The 21,155-nt window shown below is 56.1% G+C and carries 22 protein-coding genes and 2 pseudogenes; 12 read left to right on the top strand and 12 right to left on the bottom strand.

Annotation, left to right across the window (positions count from 1 at the left end; genetic code table 11):
* Positions 1-17: 17 nt before the first annotated feature.
* Together GS636_RS10395 and GS636_RS10390 are read right to left on the bottom strand one after the other, a co-directional pair.
* Positions 18-728: an aspartate/glutamate racemase family protein gene (locus GS636_RS10395; RefSeq protein ID WP_171669413.1), complete on the bottom strand. Its 711-nt coding sequence runs from the start codon at positions 726-728 to the stop codon at positions 18-20.
* Complete coding sequence (locus GS636_RS10390) at positions 725-1,870, bottom strand: Xaa-Pro peptidase family protein (RefSeq protein WP_171669412.1); 1,146 nt, start codon at positions 1,868-1,870, stop codon at positions 725-727. Before GS636_RS10390 ends, GS636_RS10395 begins: the two co-directional genes overlap by 4 nt.
* Before the next feature lie 193 nt (positions 1,871-2,063).
* Here GS636_RS10390 and GS636_RS10385 point away from each other — a divergent pair, with 193 nt between their 5' ends.
* Positions 2,064-3,248, top strand: coding sequence for a M24 family metallopeptidase (locus tag GS636_RS10385; RefSeq protein WP_171669411.1), 1,185 nt, complete (start codon positions 2,064-2,066; stop codon positions 3,246-3,248).
* A gap of 33 nt (positions 3,249-3,281) precedes the next feature.
* Here GS636_RS10385 and GS636_RS10380 read toward each other — a convergent pair whose 3' ends face one another.
* Positions 3,282-3,917 carry a LysR substrate-binding domain-containing protein gene (locus GS636_RS10380; protein WP_253746799.1) on the bottom strand — a complete coding sequence of 212 codons (636 nt, stop codon included), beginning with the start codon at positions 3,915-3,917 and terminating at the stop codon, positions 3,282-3,284.
* An 18-nt stretch (positions 3,918-3,935) separates the two neighbouring features.
* A pseudogene (locus GS636_RS22670) lies at positions 3,936-4,124 on the bottom strand (LysR family transcriptional regulator); the annotation flags it as partial.
* Positions 4,125-4,230: 106 nt separating this feature from the next.
* Here GS636_RS22670 and GS636_RS10375 point away from each other — a divergent pair.
* The 5 genes from GS636_RS10375 to GS636_RS10355 are packed head-to-tail and all read left to right on the top strand — an operon-like array spanning position 4,231 to position 9,030.
* The gene (locus GS636_RS10375; protein WP_171186603.1) at positions 4,231-4,830 is read left to right on the top strand and encodes an amino acid synthesis family protein; all 600 of its coding nucleotides are present in this window, start codon (positions 4,231-4,233) and stop codon (positions 4,828-4,830) included.
* Entirely contained in the window at positions 4,802-5,590 is a 789-nt protein-coding gene (locus GS636_RS10370; RefSeq protein WP_171669410.1) for an alpha/beta fold hydrolase, read from the top strand. Before GS636_RS10375 ends, GS636_RS10370 begins: the two co-directional genes overlap by 29 nt.
* Positions 5,587-6,504 carry a flavin reductase family protein gene (locus GS636_RS10365; protein ID WP_171669409.1) on the top strand — a complete coding sequence of 306 codons (918 nt, stop codon included), beginning with the start codon at positions 5,587-5,589 and terminating at the stop codon, positions 6,502-6,504. The genes GS636_RS10370 and GS636_RS10365 overlap by 4 nt, the downstream gene beginning before the upstream one ends.
* A 3-nt stretch (positions 6,505-6,507) precedes the next feature.
* Positions 6,508-7,542, top strand: a complete 1,035-nt coding sequence (locus GS636_RS10360) for an LLM class flavin-dependent oxidoreductase (RefSeq protein ID WP_171669562.1) — start codon at positions 6,508-6,510, stop codon at positions 7,540-7,542.
* A 9-nt stretch (positions 7,543-7,551) separates the two neighbouring features.
* Positions 7,552-9,030 carry an aldehyde dehydrogenase gene (locus GS636_RS10355; protein WP_171669408.1) on the top strand — a complete coding sequence of 493 codons (1,479 nt, stop codon included), beginning with the start codon at positions 7,552-7,554 and terminating at the stop codon, positions 9,028-9,030.
* Positions 9,031-9,096: 66 nt separating this feature from the next.
* On the opposite strand, the pseudogene GS636_RS22665 reads toward GS636_RS10355, so the two are convergent.
* From GS636_RS22665 to GS636_RS10330, 6 genes and pseudogenes are all read right to left on the bottom strand, one after another.
* Positions 9,097-9,312: pseudogene (locus GS636_RS22665) on the bottom strand (hypothetical protein); the annotation flags it as partial.
* 179 nt (positions 9,313-9,491) lie between these two features.
* The gene (locus tag GS636_RS10350; RefSeq protein WP_171669407.1) at positions 9,492-10,364 is read right to left on the bottom strand and encodes a 3-keto-5-aminohexanoate cleavage protein; all 873 of its coding nucleotides are present in this window, start codon (positions 10,362-10,364) and stop codon (positions 9,492-9,494) included.
* Positions 10,361-11,371 (bottom strand): branched-chain amino acid ABC transporter permease, encoded by a 1,011-nt coding sequence (locus GS636_RS10345; protein WP_171669406.1) that lies wholly within the window; start codon positions 11,369-11,371, stop codon positions 10,361-10,363. The genes GS636_RS10350 and GS636_RS10345 overlap by 4 nt, the downstream gene beginning before the upstream one ends.
* Before the next feature lie 4 nt (positions 11,372-11,375).
* Positions 11,376-12,242, bottom strand: a complete 867-nt coding sequence (locus GS636_RS10340; protein ID WP_171669405.1) for a branched-chain amino acid ABC transporter permease — start codon at positions 12,240-12,242, stop codon at positions 11,376-11,378.
* Positions 12,242-12,952: an ABC transporter ATP-binding protein gene (locus GS636_RS10335; RefSeq protein ID WP_171669404.1), complete on the bottom strand. Its 711-nt coding sequence runs from the start codon at positions 12,950-12,952 to the stop codon at positions 12,242-12,244. Before GS636_RS10335 ends, GS636_RS10340 begins: the two co-directional genes overlap by 1 nt.
* Complete coding sequence (locus tag GS636_RS10330) at positions 12,936-13,667, bottom strand: ABC transporter ATP-binding protein (protein WP_171669403.1); 732 nt, start codon at positions 13,665-13,667, stop codon at positions 12,936-12,938. Before GS636_RS10330 ends, GS636_RS10335 begins: the two co-directional genes overlap by 17 nt.
* 205 nt (positions 13,668-13,872) lie before the next feature.
* Between GS636_RS10330 and GS636_RS10325 the strand changes: the two genes are divergently transcribed.
* The 6 genes from GS636_RS10325 (at position 13,873) to GS636_RS10300 (ending at position 18,949) form a co-directional block, all read left to right on the top strand.
* Positions 13,873-14,733, top strand: a complete 861-nt coding sequence (locus tag GS636_RS10325; RefSeq protein WP_171669402.1) for a dioxygenase — start codon at positions 13,873-13,875, stop codon at positions 14,731-14,733.
* Positions 14,734-14,789: 56 nt separating this feature from the next.
* On the top strand, positions 14,790-15,959 hold the full coding sequence (locus tag GS636_RS10320) for a muconate/chloromuconate family cycloisomerase (RefSeq protein WP_171669401.1): 1,170 nt from the start codon (positions 14,790-14,792) through the stop codon (positions 15,957-15,959).
* A 3-nt stretch (positions 15,960-15,962) separates the two neighbouring features.
* Complete coding sequence (locus tag GS636_RS10315) at positions 15,963-16,355, top strand: hypothetical protein (protein ID WP_371808720.1); 393 nt, start codon at positions 15,963-15,965, stop codon at positions 16,353-16,355.
* Positions 16,352-17,194, top strand: a complete 843-nt coding sequence (locus GS636_RS10310; protein WP_171669400.1) for an alpha/beta fold hydrolase — start codon at positions 16,352-16,354, stop codon at positions 17,192-17,194. Before GS636_RS10315 ends, GS636_RS10310 begins: the two co-directional genes overlap by 4 nt.
* Positions 17,195-17,206: 12 nt before the next feature.
* Positions 17,207-18,103: a LysR substrate-binding domain-containing protein gene (locus tag GS636_RS10305; protein WP_171669399.1), complete on the top strand. Its 897-nt coding sequence runs from the start codon at positions 17,207-17,209 to the stop codon at positions 18,101-18,103.
* 105 nt (positions 18,104-18,208) lie between these two features.
* Positions 18,209-18,949 (top strand): alpha/beta fold hydrolase, encoded by a 741-nt coding sequence (locus tag GS636_RS10300; protein WP_171669398.1) that lies wholly within the window; start codon positions 18,209-18,211, stop codon positions 18,947-18,949.
* Between the two features lie 38 nt (positions 18,950-18,987).
* Here the strand turns inward: GS636_RS10300 and GS636_RS10295 are convergent, their stop codons facing one another.
* A complete protein-coding gene (locus GS636_RS10295) occupies positions 18,988-20,262 on the bottom strand; it encodes an ABC transporter substrate-binding protein (RefSeq protein ID WP_171669397.1) in 1,275 nt (424 codons plus the stop codon).
* A gap of 206 nt (positions 20,263-20,468) precedes the next feature.
* On the bottom strand, positions 20,469-21,083 hold the full coding sequence (locus GS636_RS10290) for a substrate binding domain-containing protein (protein ID WP_171669396.1): 615 nt from the start codon (positions 21,081-21,083) through the stop codon (positions 20,469-20,471).
* Positions 21,084-21,155 lie beyond the last annotated feature (72 nt).

Genomic DNA, 21,155 nt, shown 5'->3' with positions numbered 1-21,155 from the left:
ATTTCATGTTTGCTGCTTCAATCAGCAACATTGAGGCGACGCATATGCCATGCAAGGCTTTGATTACTTGAAAGAACAGGCTTGCCAATTCGCTCACGAATCTCAGGGATTGCGTCAAAGGTCCGGAGATTGGTGCAGCTAAGGAATACCGCGTCAACTGATGGATCAGATCCCAAGTCTGTAGCAGCGTCGATCACAGACTGTACTGAAATACGCGCAACCTTTGCCTCTTCGGCTTGTCCAAATGTCCCAAAAACATCCATAGTTATACCGTTTTCCGAGAACGCGGTGCGCAGCGGTGCGTTAACCTCCTCGATGTAAGGAGAAAGCAAAGCGAATTTCGAAACACCTAAGTCAGCAGCGCAAGCAGTCGCAGCGCGCAAGGGGTTTGTAACTTCGTCTGTTTTGCACGCTTGCTTGACAAGGTCAGCCACACGTTCTGATCCGATGACCGAACTGGCCGATGTACAGCCATATCCGACCACTCGAAAGGGTCGCACGCTTGGCAACAACTCTGCCGCCGCTGGCAGGGCTTTCTCCATTTCGGAAAGGCTTTCAGTTGTTACCTCAATCCCACTGGGTATGCGTGTAACATAAAGCGGGTTTTTCTGATCTGAGAAATACGCGCTGAGTTCTGGCTCAATCGTTTCGTCGACCTGCAGAACAATCAAACCTAGTGGAGAAATTTGCGGGTCATCTTCGTCAAGCGTGTAGGGAATTTGGGTCATAGCGCGATCATCTCCGGACCAATGCGCGGGCTAATAAAGCGAGGAGCACCGGTAGTAACGACGATGTTTTCCTCATGAACCAGGATCTTTTCCCTGACCGCGATGCCCGGCTCCAAGGTCAGCACCATACCAGGTTTAAGAACGGTCTGATCCGTCGAGATCAGGGACGGCCATTCGGTCAGTGACATCCCCAACCCGTGACCCAACCGGCCGGCATCCGTACCTTCAGAGTCTTTGGTCAGTACCGCGTTCATAGAATGAAACAAGTCTGCAGCAGTTGCGCCAGGTCGCGCAATTTCGAACGCGGCGTCTGACGCTTCGATCAGCTTGGCGTAAGCAGATCGCACGTCGGGATATGGTGGGCCAACCGACCAGTTGCGGTCGAAGTCGCTGAAATACCCATCCCAGACCAAGCCGGTATCAAGCATCAGTACGTCGCCAGCCTTCAAGGGGGACGACGACGCCGGCGAAATCACGTCAGAATAACCGCCCTGCTCTGCCCCACCTGCGAGATACGGCACCCAGTCGGCACCTTCTTCCAGACAGAGTATCTGGAAACGGCGAAATACTTGATCCAAGGGCACGCCATCCCGAGCAATCTCAGGAACTCGGGCGAAGGCTCGACCGGCAATGCCGCACGCGGTTTCAATTTTGGCAATTTCCGCCTCGGACTTCACCATGCGCAGTTCGCGCAAAATACCGTGGTCTCCGGTGATGTGGCGCGAACCGAGCCTGTTTCGCAGGCGTTCAATATCCGACATTGGCATACGCGCGTGCGTCTCGTGACCATCGGGCATTCCGATACGGCCTTTGGGGGGCGTCAATTCCGTCAGGGCATCCGTCAAAAGCGAGACGCCGTCATCCTGAAGGTCGGGCGAACTCCACGTTCGGATGTCGTCGATCCAGGTTTGCCCCATCAACGAGGCGCCGATCGAGGGGATAACTGCAACCGGTTTACCGACCGCAGGCAGGATCAGGAACCAAGGACGGGTCGGGCTTTGCCAGAATCTGGTCAGGTATCCGGTAAAGTAACGCACATCGGTTTCCGTGGTCAGCAGCAGCGCCGACAGGCCCACGGCATTCATCATCACCTGTACGCGTTCGGTACGCGCCGCGAATTCTGCTGGCTCGAACCCCCTCATCCGGCGACCTCAGCGATAATGCGCCGCATGCAGGCTGAAAAGTTGAAATGACGCAGCCTGAATGGCCCGGTGCTTCGCACCTTTCGGTGCGGATTGATATCGGTTTTCATGCAGCCCCCGAATTCTCGCTCGTTGACGTGAGCGGATCGGTAGGGTTCTGTCAACCAAAGTCTTTTGTTGACCGGAGGCGCCAATGACCCACTCTGATCCAGCCTTCAGCCGGGCGGAATATGACCGTCGTCTTGCCAAGACCCGAAAGGCGATGGACGCAAAAGGAATTGACTGCCTTTTTATCGAAGACCCTTCGAACATCGGATGGCTCACCGGATATGAGGGCTGGTCTTTCTACGTTCACCAGGGTGCGTTGATTTTTCTTGACGCGGACCCGATCTGGTGGGGGCGCCGGCAGGATGCAAACGGTGCGCTGCGCACCGTATGGATGGGGGACGATCGGGTTTTCGGATACGCAGATCACTTCGTGCAGTCGACCACGCAGCATCCAATGCAGGACCTAGCCAAGCTTATTCAAGAATGCGGACATGGCCAAAGCCGAATTGGGGTGGAACTGGATAATTATTACTACTCGGCCAAAGCCCATATTACTCTGAAAACGGAACTGCCCGGGGCAACCCTGATCGATGCAACGGCCTTGGTTAACTGGGAACGGGTCGTGAAATCCAACGAAGAAATCGCCCTGATGCGCAAGGCGGCCCGAATTTCAGAATTCGTGACTGACGGTGTGCTTGAACGCGTTGTACCCGGGCTGCGTAAGAATGAACTGGTCGCGCAGATATATCACGATGCGATAACGGGCGTCGGTGATGACTGGGGAGACTACGCAGCCATCGTGCCACTTTTACCGTCAGGATCCGACGCTGCTGCGCCGCATTTGACATGGAATGGAGATGTGTTCAGGTCGGGCGAATGTACCTTCTTTGAGCTGTCAGGGTGCTATCGCCGCTATCATGCACCTTTCTGCCGATCGGTATTTCTGGGCCAACCGCCCGATCACGTCAAAAAGGCCGAGGCAGCTTTGGTTGAAGGGTTGGAGAAAGGCCTAGAGGCCGCTAGGCCCGGTAATCGCGCAAGCGATATTGCCAAGGCGCTTGCGGCACCGCTTGAACGTGAAGGGATCGAACGCGGTGCGCGCTGTGGCTATCCTATCGGCCTCAGTTATCCTCCGGACTGGGGTGAACGCACAATTTCGCTGCGCGACGAAGACAATACGATCCTGGAAGCAGGCATGACGTTCCACTTTATGCCCGGACTTTGGATGGACGATTGGGGCCTTGCGATAACCGAGTCGATCCTGATCAAGGAAAGCGGACCTGCAGAGTGTTTGTGCCATCGGCCTCGAAAAATGTCTGTGAAACCGTGATAGTTGCACCGTCGATTGGTTGTGGAAATTTGATCAATCGTTGAACTGTTCAAGCAACCAGTTATGAAACAATGTGGCCGCAGGATTGGTGTCATCGGAGGAAAGAAAATACCCCTCGTTGCATTTGACAGATAAGCTATGCGCGCGTTCGACCGAACCGGATGCAATCGCATGTTTTGCCAGCAATTCGCTAACCAGAGCGACACCGCTACCATGAGCGGCAAGCTGAAGCGCCATACCGAATGTATCGACGAAAACGGTTGGCTGGCGCCGCTCGCCCTGCTTCTCGAACCAAGTGTTCCAACCGCTTGACGTTCCGACTGCCTCAATAAGCGGAAGATCAAACGGGTCTCCGGCAAGCGTCGGCGCCTTAAAAGCAACCAGGCTGTCCGGTATCAAGCGCTCGGAATCTTGCCCTACCTGCTTTTCTGAACCGAACCGGATTTGAACGTCAGCCTGAGTCGCATGGAAATCGTCAGGCCAGATTGCACTTAACAGGCGCACGCGAATATCGGGATGGCGCCTGGCAAAGTCTGCAAGATTTGGAGCGATGACCCATTGTGCGATGCTGACTGATGTTGCGACCGTCAGAACATCACCTGGTGCGCTAGCATCGGCCCTTCCAGCAGCCGCGGCAAGTACCTCAAGTGCCCTGCCAACCTCGGGCAACAGTTTTCGCCCGGCATCTGTCAGGGCCAGACTGCGCGGATGCCGCGTAAAAAGCGCTGTCCCCAATCGCATCTCAAGAGATTTTACCTGCTGACTAACGGCCGATTGTGTCAGACCGATTTCTTCCGCCGCTATCGTAAAACTCAGTGTGCGCGCAGCGGCCTCAAAGGAGCGGAACCAGGTTAGAGGCGGAAGTGATTTGCTCATTGGTCAAGTTGGCCATTAGTCTTTTTAATGTGAAAGCACATAATTCAATCATTTGTCAAAAATCACGCTCGTTTCTAACCTCAACCAGCGCGACAGGAGGGGTATGATGCAGCCAGAGATACGCAAGTTTGTTACCTACGACGAAGAGGTTCTTGTTGAAGGATTCCGGCCAGCGGATCCCCCCTGGCGCATGTTTGCAGTGGCCGCAATAGTCACCAACCCATGGGCTGGTCGATACGTCGAAGACCTTAAACCGGAAATCCAGGTCTACGGACCCATTCTTGGAAAGATGATTTCAGACCGCATGATTGCGTTAGCCGGAAGTAGTAACGCGATCGAAGCCTATGGTAAGGCGGCAGTCGTCGGGCTGAATGGCGAGGTCGAGCACGCTTCGGGGCTAATTCATACTCTGCGCTTCGGCAATCACTACAGACAGGCGGTTGGCGCTAAATCCTATCTGGCGTTCACGAATACACGTGGTCCGGCGAATGCGCCGATCATGGTGCCATTGATGGACAAGAACGATGTCGGGCGCCGTTCACACTACCTAACCATACAGTTTTCAATCTCTGATGCGCCGCGCGATGACGAGATCGTTATCGTCTTGGGGGCGGCTACCTCAGGCAGACCGCATCACCGCATTGGTGATCGTTATCAAGACCTTCAGGAATTGGACCATGACGTGGACAACCCGGCCGCGCTCTGAGATCGGCGGGCTGGCCGCAACTCAATCTGGCTCAGGACCGGATGTTCTGTTGCTGCACGGCGTCGGCCTACGCGCTGAAGCATGGGGGGCCCAGTTGGACGGGCTGGCCTCTGCAGGTCGCTTGACCGCTCCGGACATGCCTGGTCATGGAGAAAGCCCGCTTAACACCTCCAACGGTAAGCTGTCGGACTACCGGGATGCGGTCCAGAGTGTTCTGGACTGTTTGAATGGGCCGGTCATTGTGGTGGGTCACTCCATGGGCGCTATGATCGCTCTGGATCTTGCCGCCAAGGCAACGGATCAGGTCCGAGGTGTCGTGGCTTTGAACGCTGTTTTTGAGCGCAGTGCAAAAGCAGCGCAAGCGGTACAGGATCGGGCTGCAAAATTGGACGGCAAAACACAGGTCGATCCAACCGACACGTTGCACCGATGGTTCGGCGATGTTGCTTCGCCCGAACGCGATGCCTGCTATGAATGGCTTACAGCCATGGATCCAGCGGCCTACAAGCTGGCGTATTCAGTTTTTGCCCAAAGCCAAAGTCCTCGGCGAGACGAGTTGGGGAAGCTTAGATTTCCCGCGCTTTTTCTGACTGGCAGTCTAGAGCCGAACTCCACGCCTGACATGTCTCGCACTATGGCGGAAGTCGCCCCAAACGGCTGTGCGCAGATCATTGACGGCGCGGCCCATATGTTGCCGATGACACATGCAATTCATGTCAACACCGCCATTTCCAGCTTACTGAGCGAGATACAACCATGACCGAACTCGACCCCCGTGAACTCCGACGCGCATTTGGCGGTTTCATGACAGGCGTAACAGTTGTGACCATGCGCAATACCTCTGGCATGGTTCTGGGCTTTACGGCAAATTCTTTTACATCGGTTTCGCTAGATCCGCCACTCCTCTTGGTTTGCCCCGGCAAAAGCCTGTCGTCATATCACGAATTCTCGACCTGTAATCGTTTTGCTGTGAATATTCTGGCCGAGGGGCAAGAGGATGTGTCCAACACATTCGCCGGTTTCAAAGGTGATCGATTTGCCAAAGTAGAACACACCCTCGACACGCGCGGCATTCCACTGATTACCGACGCAGTCGCGACGTTTTCCTGCAAGACCCATAAGGTGGTTGAGGCAGGCGACCATTGCGTTTTGATCGGGCAAGTCGAGGCGTATAACTACACCGAAATCCCGGCACTCGGCTTTGCAAACGGACGGTATTTCAGTCTTGGTCTGGAATGCGGTGCTCTTGAACCCACGGGGCTAGAGGTCGTCTGCGGTGCTATCATCGAACATGAAGGACGTGTATTATTGGAGAAAACCGAGGCTGGCTTCAGACCGCCCCAAGTCACGCTTTCAGATCGGCGGCAACTGCGGGACAGCCTCCGGCGAGAGCTGCACGCTTGTGGAGTCGACGCACATCTGGGCGTTATCTACTCGGTCTATGACGATCCCACGACGCATCATGTATATACACTGGCCAAAGCACCAGATATTGCGCGGCCCGGCAATCTCGATGTGGTCGCAATCAAGGATTTGGCAACCCTTTCTTACGCTACGCAACCCATCGCGACAATGATGGCTCGCTATGCACTGGAAAGCCGGACCCGCGACTTCTCACTTTATCTTGGCAGCGCGCAGCAGGGCGACACGCACAGCCTCTCGGAAAGGACCTGAATGATGGAGTTTTCTCTTTTTGCACACATTGAGCGGCTGAGCCCCGATCAATCCCATGAGAAGCTGTATGAAGAGTTCATTGAGCTGTGCAAGATGGCCGATGAGGCCGGAATGCGTGCTGTCTGGACCGGCGAGCACCACGGCATGGACTTTACCATCGCGCCGAACCCGCTGATGTCCTTAGTGGATATCGCACATCACACCAAAAAAATACGGCTTGGCACCGGTACAGTGATTGCGCCCTTCTGGCACCCGATCAAGCTAGCTGGGGAAGCGGCGGCTGCGGATCTCATGACCGGCGGCCGTATCGAACTAGGGATCGCGCGCGGTGCCTATTCCTATGAATACGAACGGATGATGCCCGGAATGGATGCATGGGATGCCGGCCAGCGTATGCGCGAGATCGCGCCGCTTTTGCCCAAGCTATGGGACGGAGATTGTGCGCATGACGGAGAGTTCTTCAAATTTCCTGCAACCACCTCGGCCCCCAAGCCCGTACAACCCGGAGGACCGCCCATCTGGATCGCGGCACGGGATCCAAACAGCCATGAGTTCGGTGTTCGGAACGGCTTTAATATCCAGGTTACACCGCTGTGGCAGGGCATGGAGGAAATAGAAACGCTAATGGGTCGATTTGAATATGCCTGTGCAGATTATCAGGGCTCTCGCCCCAAGATCATGCTACTGCACCACACCTATGTTGGCAGCGACGAAACTGATCTGGATCAGGCTGCAAAGGAATTGTCACGCTTTTATAATTATTTCGGAGCATGGTTCCAAAACAAACGGCCAGTCCAACAGGGCTTGATCCAAGAATTGACGGAAGAAGAGATGGCGGCCAACACGATGATGGTCCCGGAAAACCTGGCTCGTGATCTAACTTTCGGGACAGCAAATGGTGTCACGGACCGCCTGAGACGTTATGAGGACCTTGGATATGATGAGTTCTCGTACTGGATCGACAGCGGTATGAGCTTCGAGCGCAAGCGCGATTCGCTGGCCCGTTTCATCGACGATGTAATGCCAAAGTTTCAGTGAGGGTTGATTATGCATCAGAAACCACACTTTCAGCTCTATATTGATGGCGAATGGGTAGAAGGATCGCGTGGGCAAGTGATGAAATCGCAAAACCCCGCAACCGGTGAGGAATGGTCGAGTTTCGCTTGCGCGTCCGCGGAAGACGTGGACCGTGCCATTTCTGCGGCGCGTCGTTCGCTTGAAGACCCGGCGTGGCGCGACATGACGCAAACCTCACGCGGCAGGCTGTTGCTAAAGCTTGCGGAACTGATCGAACAGAACGCTAAACACTTGGGCGAGTTCGAAACGAAGGATAGCGGAAAGCTATTGGCCGAGACCGCGGGTCAGACAGCTTATGTCGGCGATTATTATCGATACTATGCCGGCCTCGCAGACAAGATCGAAGGTGCGGTCCTTCCGATCGACAAACCGGATATGCATGTCTTTACAAAGCGCGAACCCATAGGCGTAGTGGTCGCAATCGTGCCCTGGAATGCTCAGATGTTTCTAACTGCAACAAAGCTAGGACCTGCGCTTGCGGCAGGTTGTTCGGTCGTGCTGAAAGCATCAGAAATTGCGCCCGCTCCGATCCTGGAGTTTGCGCGACTAATCGATGAAGCAGGATTTCCGCCCGGTGTTATCTCCGTTATTACTGGTGATGCCGAAAATTGTTCGGTCCCCCTCACGCGGCATCCCGAGGTGGACCGGATCGCATTCACCGGAGGACCGGAAACAGCGCGTCACGTCGTGCGCAATTCGGCTGAGAATTTTGCTGTAACCACTTTGGAGTTAGGCGGTAAATCTCCGATCATCGTTTTCGATGATGCCAATCTGGATGGCGCGGCCAACGGCCTGATTGCAGGAAATTTTGGAGCCTCAGGCCAAAGCTGCGTGGCCGGGTCGCGCGGGTTGATACATCGTCCAGTGCTGGAAGCCCTGGCCGAAAGGATCGAAGAGAAAATGAAAGGTATCGTTATTGGGGACCCTTTGGAACAAATCACACATATTGGCCCGCTCTGTACTTATGCCCAGGTTTCCAAAATTCAGGCAACACTAGCAAAGGCAACAGAACAAGGCGCACGCATCCGTTTTGGTGGAGCGCCGCTGGACCGGCCAGGAAATTACATGGCCCCGACACTTGTTGAATGCACGAGCGCTGAAACAGAGACGCTCAAGGTTGAAATGTTCGGACCTGTGATGACATTGCTTCCTTTTGATACGGAAGACGAAGCGATTGCCCTGGCCAACGACACGCCGTTCGGGCTTGGATCTGGTGTTTTCACTGAAAATGTCGCCCGCGCCCATCGCATTGCGTCCCGTTTGAAATCGGGAATTTGTTGGATCAACACCTATCGTGCTGTGTCACCAATTGCGCCCTTTGGAGGTTATAATCAATCTGGCTATGGCAGAGAGGCTGGTGTTGAATCTATTCACGATTACACACGAACAAAAACTGTTTGGCTAAATACTTCAGAAGAGCCAATGTCTAACCCGTTTGTGATACGCTGAAGATGTTGTGCCAACATACAACTTCGAACCCAACGCACGGTGTTGTCAGACAAATTCGAACCAGTCTCAGATAGACCAGTAGAGCTGCCCTTTATGCCGCGCCAATTTCGCCCATTCTTTTAGGGCGGCGACTCGTGTCAACCTGAAGGTTTCTCGGCTGATGAGAGAACACTCTTGGTTGAAGTGGTTGTAGACGGATGAATGGACGGCGGCGAATTTCCGTAAACTTCGCATGCGCCTGAATCTTTGCATCGTGCGTTCTCGTCGCCTGAACGGGAGGTGTACGCGACTATGGTATGGACGGCGAGGTGATCGAAACACCGAGCGGTGACTATCGTTTCCGGGCGTTCATTCCACGCAACCACTCATGACCGTACTGATGAACTTGGGCGACCGAATGGCCTACTCCAATTTCAAGGACAGCATTCCCGAGGATGACATAGCACTCGTAGCCCGTGCGTTCAAGCATCCAGATTGGCAGGCGCACGCGTAGGCTGAGGGGTGGGCGTAAGCCCTAAAAGAGACCGGGCCTGCATGGGTGATGCAATCGAGCGCCCGTGCTTCCTTGCAGTCTCTGCAGCGCGGGTGACCAAAGCGGCGTTCGAGGGGGCCAATGTCGTGCGATCTAACCGCACGTTGTCTTCCAGACCCGTGCGCAGATGCCCGCCCGCCTGGGCCGCCCAATCGTTCAACACCGCTTGCTGCGCGCCGATCCCCGCCGCACACCAGGGCACGGCAGCCCCAAAAAGTCTGTGAACAGTTTCGACATAGTAGTCAAAGACATGGCGATCGGCGGGCATGGCATTTTTGACCCCCATGACAAACTGCACATAGGGCGTGCCAAGGATCTCGCCGCGCTCAAACATGTCTTTGGCCTTGAAAATGTGGCTGAGATCGAAGGCTTCGATCTCTGGTTTGACCGTGTAACGACGCATCTCGCCGGCCAGCCAGTCCACGAGGTCTGGTGGATTTTCATAAACGCGGGTCGGAAAGTTGTTCGAGCCCACAGAGAGCGAGGCCATGTCAGGACGCAGGGGCAACATACCCCCACGCGTTTGCCCTGCCCCCGAGCGTCCCCCCGTGGAAAACTGAATGATCATGTCCGGGCAGTGTTTGCGGATGCCGTCTTGCAAAGCGGCAAACTTCGCGGGATCTGAGGAAGTGGTTTGATCGTCATTGCGCACATGGGCATGCACGATGCTGGCCCCCGCTTCATACGCGGCATGGGTCGACTCGATCTGTTCGGCGACGGTGATGGGGACAGCCGGGTTGTTGTTTTTGTTGGGTAAGCTGCCTGTGATGGCCACACAAATGATGCAAGGCGTTGAGGTCATTTCAGGGTCCTTTGCGTGACAAACAAGGTGGGAAGACCGCGGGCTTTGAGCGCTCCCCAAATGCCGCGCCGGTCGATGAGCATCACCGCGATGGCCAAAGCGCCGAGGCCGATGAGATACCAAGTGCCCAGATCGGCAGCGAGGTCCCGCAGCAAGAAGAAGAGGATCACGCCAATGACAGGTCCTTCGATGGTGCCCAGCCCGCCAATGACCACGATGAAGATCACAAAGGCGGACCATTCCGTTACACTAAAGGCCGCTTCGGGCGTGATGCGCAGCTTTTGCAGGAAGATAAACGCCCCGGTGAACGCGGTGCCCATGGCGGTGCCCACGTAAACAAAGAACTTCACACGGCGAATGTTCACCCCGAGACTTGCGGCAGCAGGTTCGCTGTCCCGGATCGCTGTCAGCGCCAGACCCCAACGCGAGCGCAAGAGCAACCACACCGCGAGCAGAGCGCCGAGCGCAATGAGGAACGCGATGTAGTACATCACCATTTCCCGCCCGCCTCGGGTCTCCGCAACCGAGCGCGCCAATGCGACAGGTAGTGAGATGCCCGACCCGCCGCCCAAAGCCGGAAACTGAGCAGCGATCAACCGGAAGACCTCGGCAATAACCCAGGTGCCGATGGCGAAATAAGCCCCCTGCAGACGGAACGCGATCCACCCTGTGGGAATTGCGATCAGCCCTACGGCAAGCGCTGCGAGCGGGATGGCCCAAAGGACGGGGATGCCTGCGAACATGGCGAGGGCAAAGAAGAGATACCCGCCAAGGCCCACATAAGCTTGTTGGCCCACGGAAATCAGCCCGGTGTAGCCCGCGAGCAAATTCCACATCTGCGCCAGCGCCAGAAAGCTAAGGGCTTCCATCAGAAGGCGCAGGTCCGAGCGACCCGCCCAAAAAGGCGCTGCTGCCAAGGCAATGAAGAGAATCAAGCCAATGCCGATCAAAGCCAGGCGGGTGACATCGGGGCCACGGGCTGCAGAGGAGAGGTCCAACTGTGCCATTCACTTATCCTTTCGCTTTTGCAAATAGCCCATGGGGGCGCACAATCAGCACAGCCAGGAAGGCTAGATGACCCGCCAAAATCTGATAACCCGCATCGATCTGCGCGCCGATTGCCTGGGCCACGCCAAGGACGATTCCGCCTACAAGCGTGCCCCAGATATTGCCCATGCCCCCGATGATCACCGCTTCAAAGGCAAAGAGCAGACGCGAGGGACCGATCGTGGGATCAAAGTTGGTTTTCATGGCAAGCATCGTGCCTGCGATGGCGACAACCCCACTGGCGAGCGCCGTGGCCAACGCAAAGATATGACTGTTGTTGGCCCCCATGAGCGGGACGATTTCGGGATCATCCGATGTGGCCCGCAAGAGCCGACCGAGCGCAGTGCGGTAAAAGATGAACTGCAGCACGCCAATCACGCCAATGGCTGCCAGAAACATCGCCAAAGGCAGAACACCTACGGCCAATTCGTCGCTGACCCGCAAGCTGGCCGTTGCAAAGTCACCAGAAGGCACGCGTTTACTGTCTGCGCTGAAGGTCTCTAGAAGACTGTTTTGGATGATGATCGACAAACCAAAGGTCACAAGTACGGGCGGTAAAATGTCTTCATCAAGCACGCGATTGAGCAGGAACCGCTGGCCCAGGTACCCGGCACAACCCATTAAGATCACCACAAGACCGATGCCAATGACCGGATGCAGCCCGAACGTTAGCACCATGACCAGCATAAGATAGGCCGCCACGACGATAAAGTCGCCATGGGCGATATTGATAAACCGCATAACCCCAAACATGAGCGAAAGCCCAGCAGCAAAAAGCGCATAGAGGCCACCGAGCAAGACCCCCTGTACCAACACGTAGATCCATTCCATCACGCATCCTCCATTCCGAAATAGGCATGTGCAATGGCCTCGCGGCTCAGATCCGCAGGGGCCCCCGAGAGCGACACGCGGCCTTCTTGAAAGCAATAGACCCGGTCCGCCACTTTGAGCGCCTGGGCAATGTCTTGTTCGATCACCACCAGCGCCGTGCCTCGCTCCCGGATGAGGGGCACCGAGGCGTAAATCTCACGGATGACTTTGGGGGCAAGGCCGAGGCTGATCTCATCACACAGCAAAAGCCGCGGGTTTGACATCAGCGCGCGCCCAATGGCCACCATTTGCTGTTGTCCCCCAGAGAGCTCCGTCCCGCCGTGATGCCGCCGCTCAAGAAGCGCGGGGAAGAGTCTGTAGACCTCGTCTAACGACCAGGGGCCGGGCCGGTTGCCGGCGGCTCCGATCTTGAGGTTTTCCTCTACGCTGAGCGAGGGGAACAGCCGCCGCCCTTCTGGCACCATGGCAAGACCAAGATGGTGAATGCGGTTGGCAGGCCAACCTGCGATTTGCGTCCCATTTAAGGTGATGTTCTGACCAGTGGCCGGTCGCAGGCCGGTGACAGCGCGCAGGAAAGTCGATTTGCCCGCCCCATTCGCCCCAATGATTGCCACGGTCTCACCTTTGGCCACCTCCAAATCGATGCCAAAGAGCGCCTGGAAATCGCCGTAGAACGCCTCGAGGGCGAGGGTTTTAAGCAGCTTGGTCATCAAGATCGATCCCCAGATAAATCTCTTTGACAACCGGCAGCGCCATCACCTCCGTCGGCTCTCCGTCCGCGATGATTTTGCCATAATCGATGACAATCAGACGCTCGACGACGGCCGTCAGCGCATGCACTACATGTTCGATCCAGATGATCGAGACCCCGCTGTCACGGATGGCTTTGATCGTCTCCACCAGAGCTTTGCATTCGCCCTCCGTCAAACCGCCAGCAATCTCATCAAGCAGCAAAAGCTTTGGGTCAGTGGCCAAAGCGCGGGCCAATTCAAGTCGCTTGCGTTCCAGCAGCGTCAGACTGCCCGCGGGCCGGTTGGCTTTTGGCAGCAGCCCGGTTTGATCGAGGATATCCCGGCAGCGGTCTTCGCGTGCATGGCGCTCCGTGGTACCAAAGGCATCAGCAACTAGAAGGTTCTCAAAAACCGTCATGCCCACAAAAGGGTGCGGGATTTGAAAAGATCGCGCGATGCCCGCATGACAGCGTTCCGCTGCGCCGGTCTTCGTTACATCCTGTCCTTGAAAAAACACGGTGCCTTCGTTCACCCGGTGCGTGCCACCAATGAGATTGAACAACGTGCTTTTGCCGGCTCCGTTCGGTCCAATAATGCCGAGGGTCGCGCCCTCTTCCAGCGAAAAGGACACATCGTCCGTCACGGTGAGCGCACCATAGCGTTTTGAGACGCCTTTAAGTTCCAATATGGGCATGAAAGCTCCTCCCTGGCCACAAACTGACCGCGAGATAGCCGCGCTCTCAATGCCTGCAACGGTGTGGGGTCATACCTATTTGGTCAATCGAAGAGGCATTCGATACTAAATCGGTATCGCGGTATACCGGACGCGGCATTGGTTCACGGGCCCTGCCAACGCAGTCTGAAAGAAAGACGTTGCTTGCGACCTGAGGAGGAGACCCATGCGCAATATCACCATCGATAACATCACCGAGGCGGTCGTGAAGTCTCTGGGAGACGATGTTCCCGCCCGCAACCGCGAGATCATGGCCAGCGCGCTCAAGCACATGCATGACTTCTGCAAAGATGTGAACCTGACCTATGATGAATGGCTCGACGCCATGGCTTGGTTGCGCCGTGCGGGCGACATAACCGACGATGCGCGCAGCGAGTTTATCTTGATCTCCGACATTCTCGGTGTCGAAGTGCTCGTTGACATGCTAGATAAGAAAGTCACCGACGGTGAAACCGTTTCTACGGTGCTAGGCCCATTCTATCGCGACAACCCACCGGTGCTGCCCAATGGGGCGACGATTGTTCAGAAGGACTTTGAAGGGTCCCAAAGTGTCCGTGTAGGCGGTGTGATCCGCGACACCGATGGGGCTCCCGTCCCAGGTGTTACCGTCGACGTTTGGGAGGACGCGCCCAACGGCATGTATGAACAACAAGACCCCGATCAGCCCGACTACAACCTGCGCGGCCGCTTCGAGACGGACGAGAACGGACGCTATGAGTTTGTGGCGTTGCGCCCCGTCCCCTATCCAATCCCGTATGACGGGGCGGCGGGTGAGTTGCTCAATTATATGGGCCATCATCCTTGGCGCCCGGGCCATATCCACTTCATGATCCAGAAGCTGGGCTTCAAAACGCTCGTCTCCCAAATCTACGACAGCGAGACCGATTATCTCGACAACGATTCTGTCTTTGCCGTGAAAGAAGAACTGATTGGCGAGATGAAACCCTCCTCTGGCGATACCGACCTTGAGATGGAATTTGATTTCACCATCCGCTCTGACGCTAAGCTTGGCGTGGCCGCCGAGTGACCCATCGGGCTGGCCTGAAAACCAGCCCTCTTTCCCACATGTTTTGAGACATCGATATGGTCGTTCCTGCCCAAAGCACGCCTGAAACCGCGCCAGACTTAATCCGTGACACGGCTATTCGCGAGATCCAAGCCAAGATCCTCAATGTGCCCACCACGCGACGACACAAATTGTCGAATACCGCCGTCACGCACCAAAACTACGTCCATGTCCAAGTGCGGTTCGACAATGGCGTGATCGGGCACGGAGAAGCGGCTACTTTGGGCGGGCCACGCTGGTCTGAAGAAAGCGTGGAGGCCATCAAGGCAAATATCGACACATACCTCGCGCCAGCTTTGATCGGCACACCAGGATGCCACCTGGAAGCCGCGAACTTGCGTCTGGATGCGGCCGCCAAACGCAACGCCTCCGCCAAATCCGCCCTTAGCGCGGCCCTCATGGATGCGCTAGGACGTACTCTGGATTTGCCTGCCACAGCATTTTTGGGCGGAGCGGTGCGCGACCGGATATCCGTCATTTGGGCTCTGGCCTCCGGTGATGTAATTCAAGAAGTGGAAGAAGCCAAAGCCAAGATCGCCGCGCGCCAGTTCAACCGTTTCAAGATCAAACTCGGTTTTGCTGACATCCACACCGATTTGCGTCGGTTGGATCGCCTGCGCACAGAGCTGCCCGAAGGCACCGAGATCATCGCCGACATCAACCAAGGTTGGTCCGAAGCCGATTGCCGCAAATGGCTGCCCTCTTTGGAAGCCCTCGACATCTCGCTGATCGAACAGCCTTTGGATGCGGGCAACATGGCGGGCATGGCGCGGTTGGCGAAGATATCTCGCATCCCGCTGATGCTCGATGAAGGAGTGTTTACACCGCAAGAAGCCTTCCACGGGGCCGCAACCGGCGCGGGATCTGTCTTGTCGCTCAAGCTCTGCAAACATGGCAGCGCCCAGGCGTTACAACGTGTGGCGGGCATTGCCTTTGCAGGTGGGCAAGAACTCTATGGCGGCTGCCTTTTGGAGAGCAGTCTTGGAGCAGCCGCCCATCTTGCGGTCTTTGCAACACTGCCCTCTTTGACCTGGGGGTGTGAACATTTTGGACCGTTGATCCTGTCGGAAGACACCGTCGAGGCAAGTCTGATCTACGAGGACTTCCACGTCTTGGTGCCACAAGGCCCAGGTCTTGGTGTCACGCCCGACCCAGCGAAGACCGCCCGCTTTGAAAGGAAAAACTGACCCATGCTGGACACATTAGACGTCGCCTCCCGGCTCGATGCGATGCGCGCAAGTCATAACATGCTGCCGCATCTGGCGCGTTTAGGGGCCCTTTTCTCGGAGACGGTGCTCTTGGAGATCGATGATGCGGAATTTTACCTTCACTTTGAAAAAGGACACTTGGCAGAGATCCAATCAGGCCCCAGCCGCAAGACTCCCTGGCGCTTTGCGTTCCGCTCCGATGGCGACGCCCTGGACGCCTTCTGGCAGGTCCATCCCGTGCCTGGGTTTCATGACATCTTTGGCCTGGTGAAGATCGGACGTGGGCGCATCGACGGGGACATTCTCTGCCTAGTCAAGAACTTGCGCTTCTTCAAAGAATTTATGGCCCTCGGTCGCCAGGAGATCAGGGCATGACTGCGACTTTGGAAGCCATCACCGGCCGGTATGTGACCCTAGATGTCGAAGGTACTTCGCAACGGATCTATTTTGAGGAAGCGGGTGATGGCCCAGTGGTCTTGCTCTTTCACACCGCGGGTGCGGACAACCGGCAATGGCGGCATGTCCTCAACGACGATGAACTTACATCTCGCTACCGTTTCATCGCGCCAGACATGCCTTGGCACGGAAAATCCTTGCCTCCCGAGGGCTGGCAAAGAGACGAATACTTGCTCTCAACAGAGACCTATATGGCCACCGTGCTCAGCCTCTGCGACGCGCTCGGTCTCGACCGCCCGATTTATGCAGGTTGTTCGATGGGCGGGCGGATTGCCCTGCAATTGGCCTTGCACCATACCGAGCGCTTCGCAGGATTCATCGCGATAGAAGCCTCAGACTTCCAACCGGCTTGGTATGATATCGACTGGTTCCACCGTCCCGACGCGCCGGGTGGCGAGATGGGGGCCGCCTTGGTCTCCGCCAACATTGCCCCACAGGCCCCGGAGGCGGAGCGCTGGAACACGCAATGGATGTTCATGCAATCGGGTCCCGGCGTCTTCCGGGGCGATCTCAGCTTTTATACCGAAGACGACTCGCTTGTGGGGTGCCTTGGCCAGATCGACACGCAAAAGGCACCGGTCCACATCATGGTCGGCACCTATGATCTCACCTGCACGCCGGAAGACGCCCAACGCACTGCAGACGGCATTCCAGGCGCGACTTTGGACATTATGCCAGAGATCGGCCATTTTCCCATGAGCGAACATCCGACCCGGTTTCGTCCGCACTTTGTGGAGGCGCTGGCACGCATGGGTTAAACGAGGACAGCCATGGAACTCAGAAGACTACGCTATTTTGTGGCCGTGGCCGAAGAATTGCACTTCGGCCGCGCCGCAGAGCGTTTGGATATGGCTCAACCCCCGCTCTCACGCCAAATCGCGCAGTTAGAGAAGGACCTCGACGTAAAACTCTTTGACCGCTCCCGCGCGCAAATCCGCCTGACACCTGCCGGGGATGTGTTGCTGGACCGCACACGCGTGATCCTGGATCAACTCGAGAGCACCTTTCGCGAAGTGACCCGGATTGGGCAAGGCAGCGCGGGACGGCTACGGATCGCCTTTGTAGGGTCCGCTAGCCACGGCGTTTTGCCAACCATCATCAAATCCTATCGCTCGCACTACCCCGATGTGGACCTTGCTTTATCAGCGATGAACAATGCGGATTTGGAACGCGCGCTCGTGCAACGGGAAATCGACATCGCCGTCGCCCGACCATCTTTGAAAGGCGAGGAATTTCGCAGCGTTGAATTGCACCGGGAACCTCTGGTGTTGGCCATGCCGGACAACAGCGCGCTCAACAACGCCGCGAAAATCGCCCTCGGCGATCTTGCAGGTCAGACCTTCATCCTCTACCCGCGCCGGCCCCGTCCAAGCTTTGCCGATCACGTCTTGGGGGTGCTTGCCGAAGAGGGCATTACCCCTGCTGAGACCATTTTCGCCCAAGATTACCAGACCGCAATCAGCCTTGTCTCAGTGGGAGTCGGCCTGTCAGTAGTGCCCGAAAGCGTGTCGACCACCCAACGACCCGGCGTGTTCTATCGTGCGTATCAAGGGTTCAATCCCGGCACAGGCCTCAGTGCCCATGCTAGACGTGACAATACGAAACCACATGTTCTGAATTTCTTTCGGATCGTTGAAACCTATACAAGAAAACCCCACAACCGTTAGCCAGGCGCAGGATTGCAATCATCGCATTGGAAGTAGCGGCAAGCAAACCACGCTCATGACGAATGTTGTTGCGCACGCAAAAGAAAGTCGGAAGAACTTGGCCCTATGGTGACTAAAGCAGACACGCGCCCCGCTCTTTTGATGATTGCCGGGTTTGGGGATGACGGCAGCATGTTTTCTGCATTGCACGGAACACCGTTGGGCGCGGCCTATCGACTTATCGCGTTAGACCTTCCCGGATTTGGCGCACCGCCCCTAGAGGGTCCGACAACGCTGGCTTCACTTGCTGATGTCGTCGCTGAAAAGTCCGCTGAAACAAAGGCGGAAACAGTCATCGCGCATTCCGTGGCCTCAATCATTGCTTCTCTGGCTGCCACAAAGCCTGACAGCCCATTGAACAGAATTCTTTCTCTTGAAGGCAATCTGACGCCCGAGGACGCCTATTTCTCGGGCACCGCAGCCAACTATGACGACCCATCCAGTTTTCGGGCCGCGTTCTTATCCCGGCTCGCTGAGAGCGCCGACGAGTCGCACATTCTATCTAGGTATCGCGATGTGGTCACTCGGGCTAATCCTTTGGCTTTATGGCAACTGGGTCAGGATGCCCGCAGGTTTTCAAAGCTCCACGTCCCCGGGCAGATTTTGATCGCTTCTGCGCATGTAACCTATCTCTACAATCCAGAGAATTGCCCGAGGGCAAGCCTTGATTGGCTGCAGAACCATCCAATCGATCGGATCATCCTCGAAGGTGCCTCGCATTGGCCCAGCGTCGACCGACCTGAGGCTCTTTCGGATGCAATTTTGTCGGCGCTACGACCAAAAACGACCAAAAGAAAGCCCCGCTAAGCCGAGGCCGCGCGGGGCAGTCAGGGAGGTATCCGGGTTTAGGCGATGGTTCGCACTTCGGCCGTGAGCGGCACTTCGGGTGCAAGGCTGTTTTCAACAATATCGAGCACGGGCTTGCCGTTCTCGACGCGCCACTGCCCGCCGACCAGCGGAGTTTTGGCGATGTTGGGTACTGGACCTGCGCCAAAATCGATAGGGCCAACGACCGAGTTGTACGAGGTCGCGCGAACGGCAGACGCGATGCTGTCCGGATCGGTTGGGTCTTCGGTGCGCTTCAATGCATCGATTGCGACCTCAAACAGCGAGTGCTTGAATCCAAGCGGCATGGTCCAAGGCCGCCCTGTTTCGGCCTCATAGTCGACAGCAAGCTCGGCCGAACTTTGTCCGGTAAAGCCTGAAGCAAAGGGGTGATGTGGCGACCACCATACTTCGACCGAAAGCCCTTCGGCCCGGTCCCCAAGCGCGCCCATGGCTTGCGGGAATTCAGAGGCTTTGGCGACGTTCACGACCTTTGGATTAAAGCCTTGTTGCGCAGCCTGTGTCCAGAAGGTGGTAAAATCTGGCGGGATCACCACGCCTGTTACAATTTCAACACCCGCAGCCTTGAATGCCGATATCTGCGCTGAAAAGTCGTCGGTCATCGACTGGAAACGGCCTGTATCGACAAGCTCATAACCCTTTTCAGCCATCACAGGCGGGAAGCCCAGTTTTGGATCGCCCCACGCGTTGCCGTCTGGATCATTAGGCCACAGCGCGCCGACAACCTTGTTCGTAGGTACCGCATCCCAGATGCCGGTGAAGACGCCAATGATGTCCTCAAGCCCCCAGAAAAAGTGGAACGTATAGTCAAAGCCCACCGATGGGTCGCCTTGCCGCCCAAAGAAATGCGGCTGCCACGGCGTATCATTAGTGATACACGGCACGCCGTTCAGCTCTGCTTGATCGGCGACAGGGTTCGTGGTGTCCGGGGTCGAGGTCGCTGTGATGATGTCGACCTCGTCCTCAAAAATCAGTTCCTGGGCCACCGATGAGGCTCTGTTCGAACTCGATTGGCTATCTTTTACGATGAACTCAACCGGGTGCTTGGCCCCGTTGATCATCAGCCCGCCTTCTAGCTCTTTGCGGAATTGGCCAAGCACAAAATTATCAGGCTCGGCAAAGATCGCCAAAGGTCCGGTTTGCGGCGTGACAAATCCAATCTTTATTGGGCGACCTGAGGCCAAAGCGGGTGTTGCAAGGCCGCTAACCAGTGCCGAGGCCCCTATCCCTTGCAGAACCCCGCGGCGCGTGGGCCGAAATAGTCGATTGGTCATGTTGTCCTCCCATTTTCTTGAGAAGACTATCTGCTGAGTACCGATGAAGACGATATCGCGCGAAGTATGGTGCGATACCGATTGCTTGCCGAGGTTAGTCATTAGAAAACGAACAATTGGGCTTTCCCCAAAGAATTTGAATGTCTCGTCGGAAATATCTCACGTGGCCAAGTCTGCGAGATGATCGTCACCAGTATCGATTTCACTCAACTACAAGTCTGAGCAATATAGGCCTTCCACCCTTCCACAAATCCCGTCGCAATGCTGAGCTTCGCATTGCGGGCTGAGTGTATCGCAAAAACGCCGCGTTCTCCGGCACTCCACTCGGGGAAGACGTTGAAAATCTGTCCCTCTGCCAGTGCATCGGCGATGACAAAATCCGGGAAAATCGCAAACCCGACGCCCTGATCCACCAGAGCCCGCACCAATTGCCCGCTGTTCACCACCATATTGTACCTTGGGGTCACTGTAATGTTTCCACGGCCGTTTGCCTCGGAAAGAGTCAATGTCTGACCCATTGTCGGCGTCTTGATCCAACACATCTGTGCAAGGTCCTCCGGAGTTGATATCTCCCGCCTATCGTCTGGTCCAGCACAGATAATCCCGGCGGTCGGAAACAACAGATCCGCTCCTTTGATTAGCGCACTCAAACCCGCAATGCGAACGATCAAGTCATACTGCTCATCAATCGCATCGCGGAGGTCATCGGACAGATCTATTTCAATTGCGACGCCGGGATTCTCTTCCCTATATTGCCTCAGAAATCCTGCGAACTTTTGGGACGCTAAAATCGTCGGCGCTGAAATTCGTAAGCGCCCCATTGGACCAGATTGCCGCTCTAGGGTCAGGACCCATTGATTTCCGCTTGGGTGCGTGATTCACGGTTCGAAAAT

The organism is Ruegeria sp. HKCCD4884 (assembly GCF_013110855.1).
GTDB lineage: Bacteria > Pseudomonadota > Alphaproteobacteria > Rhodobacterales > Rhodobacteraceae > Ruegeria.
This window is presented reverse-complemented; position numbering and strand designations above follow the sequence as displayed.

What these genes read in the sequence shown, in the direction of transcription:
- GS636_RS10395 (WP_171669413.1), bottom strand. Translation starts at nt 728, where the DNA reads ATGACCCAAATTCCCTACACGCTTGACGAAGATGACCCGCAAATTTCT.
- GS636_RS10390 (WP_171669412.1), bottom strand. Translation starts at nt 1,870, where the DNA reads ATGAGGGGGTTCGAGCCAGCAGAATTCGCGGCGCGTACCGAACGCGTA.
- GS636_RS10385 (WP_171669411.1), top strand. Translation starts at nt 2,064, where the DNA reads ATGACCCACTCTGATCCAGCCTTCAGCCGGGCGGAATATGACCGTCGT.
- GS636_RS10375 (WP_171186603.1), top strand. Translation starts at nt 4,231, where the DNA reads ATGCAGCCAGAGATACGCAAGTTTGTTACCTACGACGAAGAGGTTCTT.
- GS636_RS10370 (WP_171669410.1), top strand. Translation starts at nt 4,802, where the DNA reads ATGACGTGGACAACCCGGCCGCGCTCTGAGATCGGCGGGCTGGCCGCA.
- GS636_RS10365 (WP_171669409.1), top strand. Translation starts at nt 5,587, where the DNA reads ATGACCGAACTCGACCCCCGTGAACTCCGACGCGCATTTGGCGGTTTC.
- GS636_RS10360 (WP_171669562.1), top strand. Translation starts at nt 6,508, where the DNA reads ATGGAGTTTTCTCTTTTTGCACACATTGAGCGGCTGAGCCCCGATCAA.
- GS636_RS10355 (WP_171669408.1), top strand. Translation starts at nt 7,552, where the DNA reads ATGCATCAGAAACCACACTTTCAGCTCTATATTGATGGCGAATGGGTA.
- GS636_RS10350 (WP_171669407.1), bottom strand. Translation starts at nt 10,364, where the DNA reads ATGACCTCAACGCCTTGCATCATTTGTGTGGCCATCACAGGCAGCTTA.
- GS636_RS10345 (WP_171669406.1), bottom strand. Translation starts at nt 11,371, where the DNA reads ATGGCACAGTTGGACCTCTCCTCTGCAGCCCGTGGCCCCGATGTCACC.
- GS636_RS10340 (WP_171669405.1), bottom strand. Translation starts at nt 12,242, where the DNA reads ATGGAATGGATCTACGTGTTGGTACAGGGGGTCTTGCTCGGTGGCCTC.
- GS636_RS10335 (WP_171669404.1), bottom strand. Translation starts at nt 12,952, where the DNA reads ATGACCAAGCTGCTTAAAACCCTCGCCCTCGAGGCGTTCTACGGCGAT.
- GS636_RS10330 (WP_171669403.1), bottom strand. Translation starts at nt 13,667, where the DNA reads ATGCCCATATTGGAACTTAAAGGCGTCTCAAAACGCTATGGTGCGCTC.
- GS636_RS10325 (WP_171669402.1), top strand. Translation starts at nt 13,873, where the DNA reads ATGCGCAATATCACCATCGATAACATCACCGAGGCGGTCGTGAAGTCT.
- GS636_RS10320 (WP_171669401.1), top strand. Translation starts at nt 14,790, where the DNA reads ATGGTCGTTCCTGCCCAAAGCACGCCTGAAACCGCGCCAGACTTAATC.
- GS636_RS10315 (WP_371808720.1), top strand. Translation starts at nt 15,963, where the DNA reads ATGCTGGACACATTAGACGTCGCCTCCCGGCTCGATGCGATGCGCGCA.
- GS636_RS10310 (WP_171669400.1), top strand. Translation starts at nt 16,352, where the DNA reads ATGACTGCGACTTTGGAAGCCATCACCGGCCGGTATGTGACCCTAGAT.
- GS636_RS10305 (WP_171669399.1), top strand. Translation starts at nt 17,207, where the DNA reads ATGGAACTCAGAAGACTACGCTATTTTGTGGCCGTGGCCGAAGAATTG.
- GS636_RS10300 (WP_171669398.1), top strand. Translation starts at nt 18,209, where the DNA reads ATGGTGACTAAAGCAGACACGCGCCCCGCTCTTTTGATGATTGCCGGG.
- GS636_RS10295 (WP_171669397.1), bottom strand. Translation starts at nt 20,262, where the DNA reads ATGACCAATCGACTATTTCGGCCCACGCGCCGCGGGGTTCTGCAAGGG.
- GS636_RS10290 (WP_171669396.1), bottom strand. Translation starts at nt 21,083, where the DNA reads ATGGGGCGCTTACGAATTTCAGCGCCGACGATTTTAGCGTCCCAAAAG.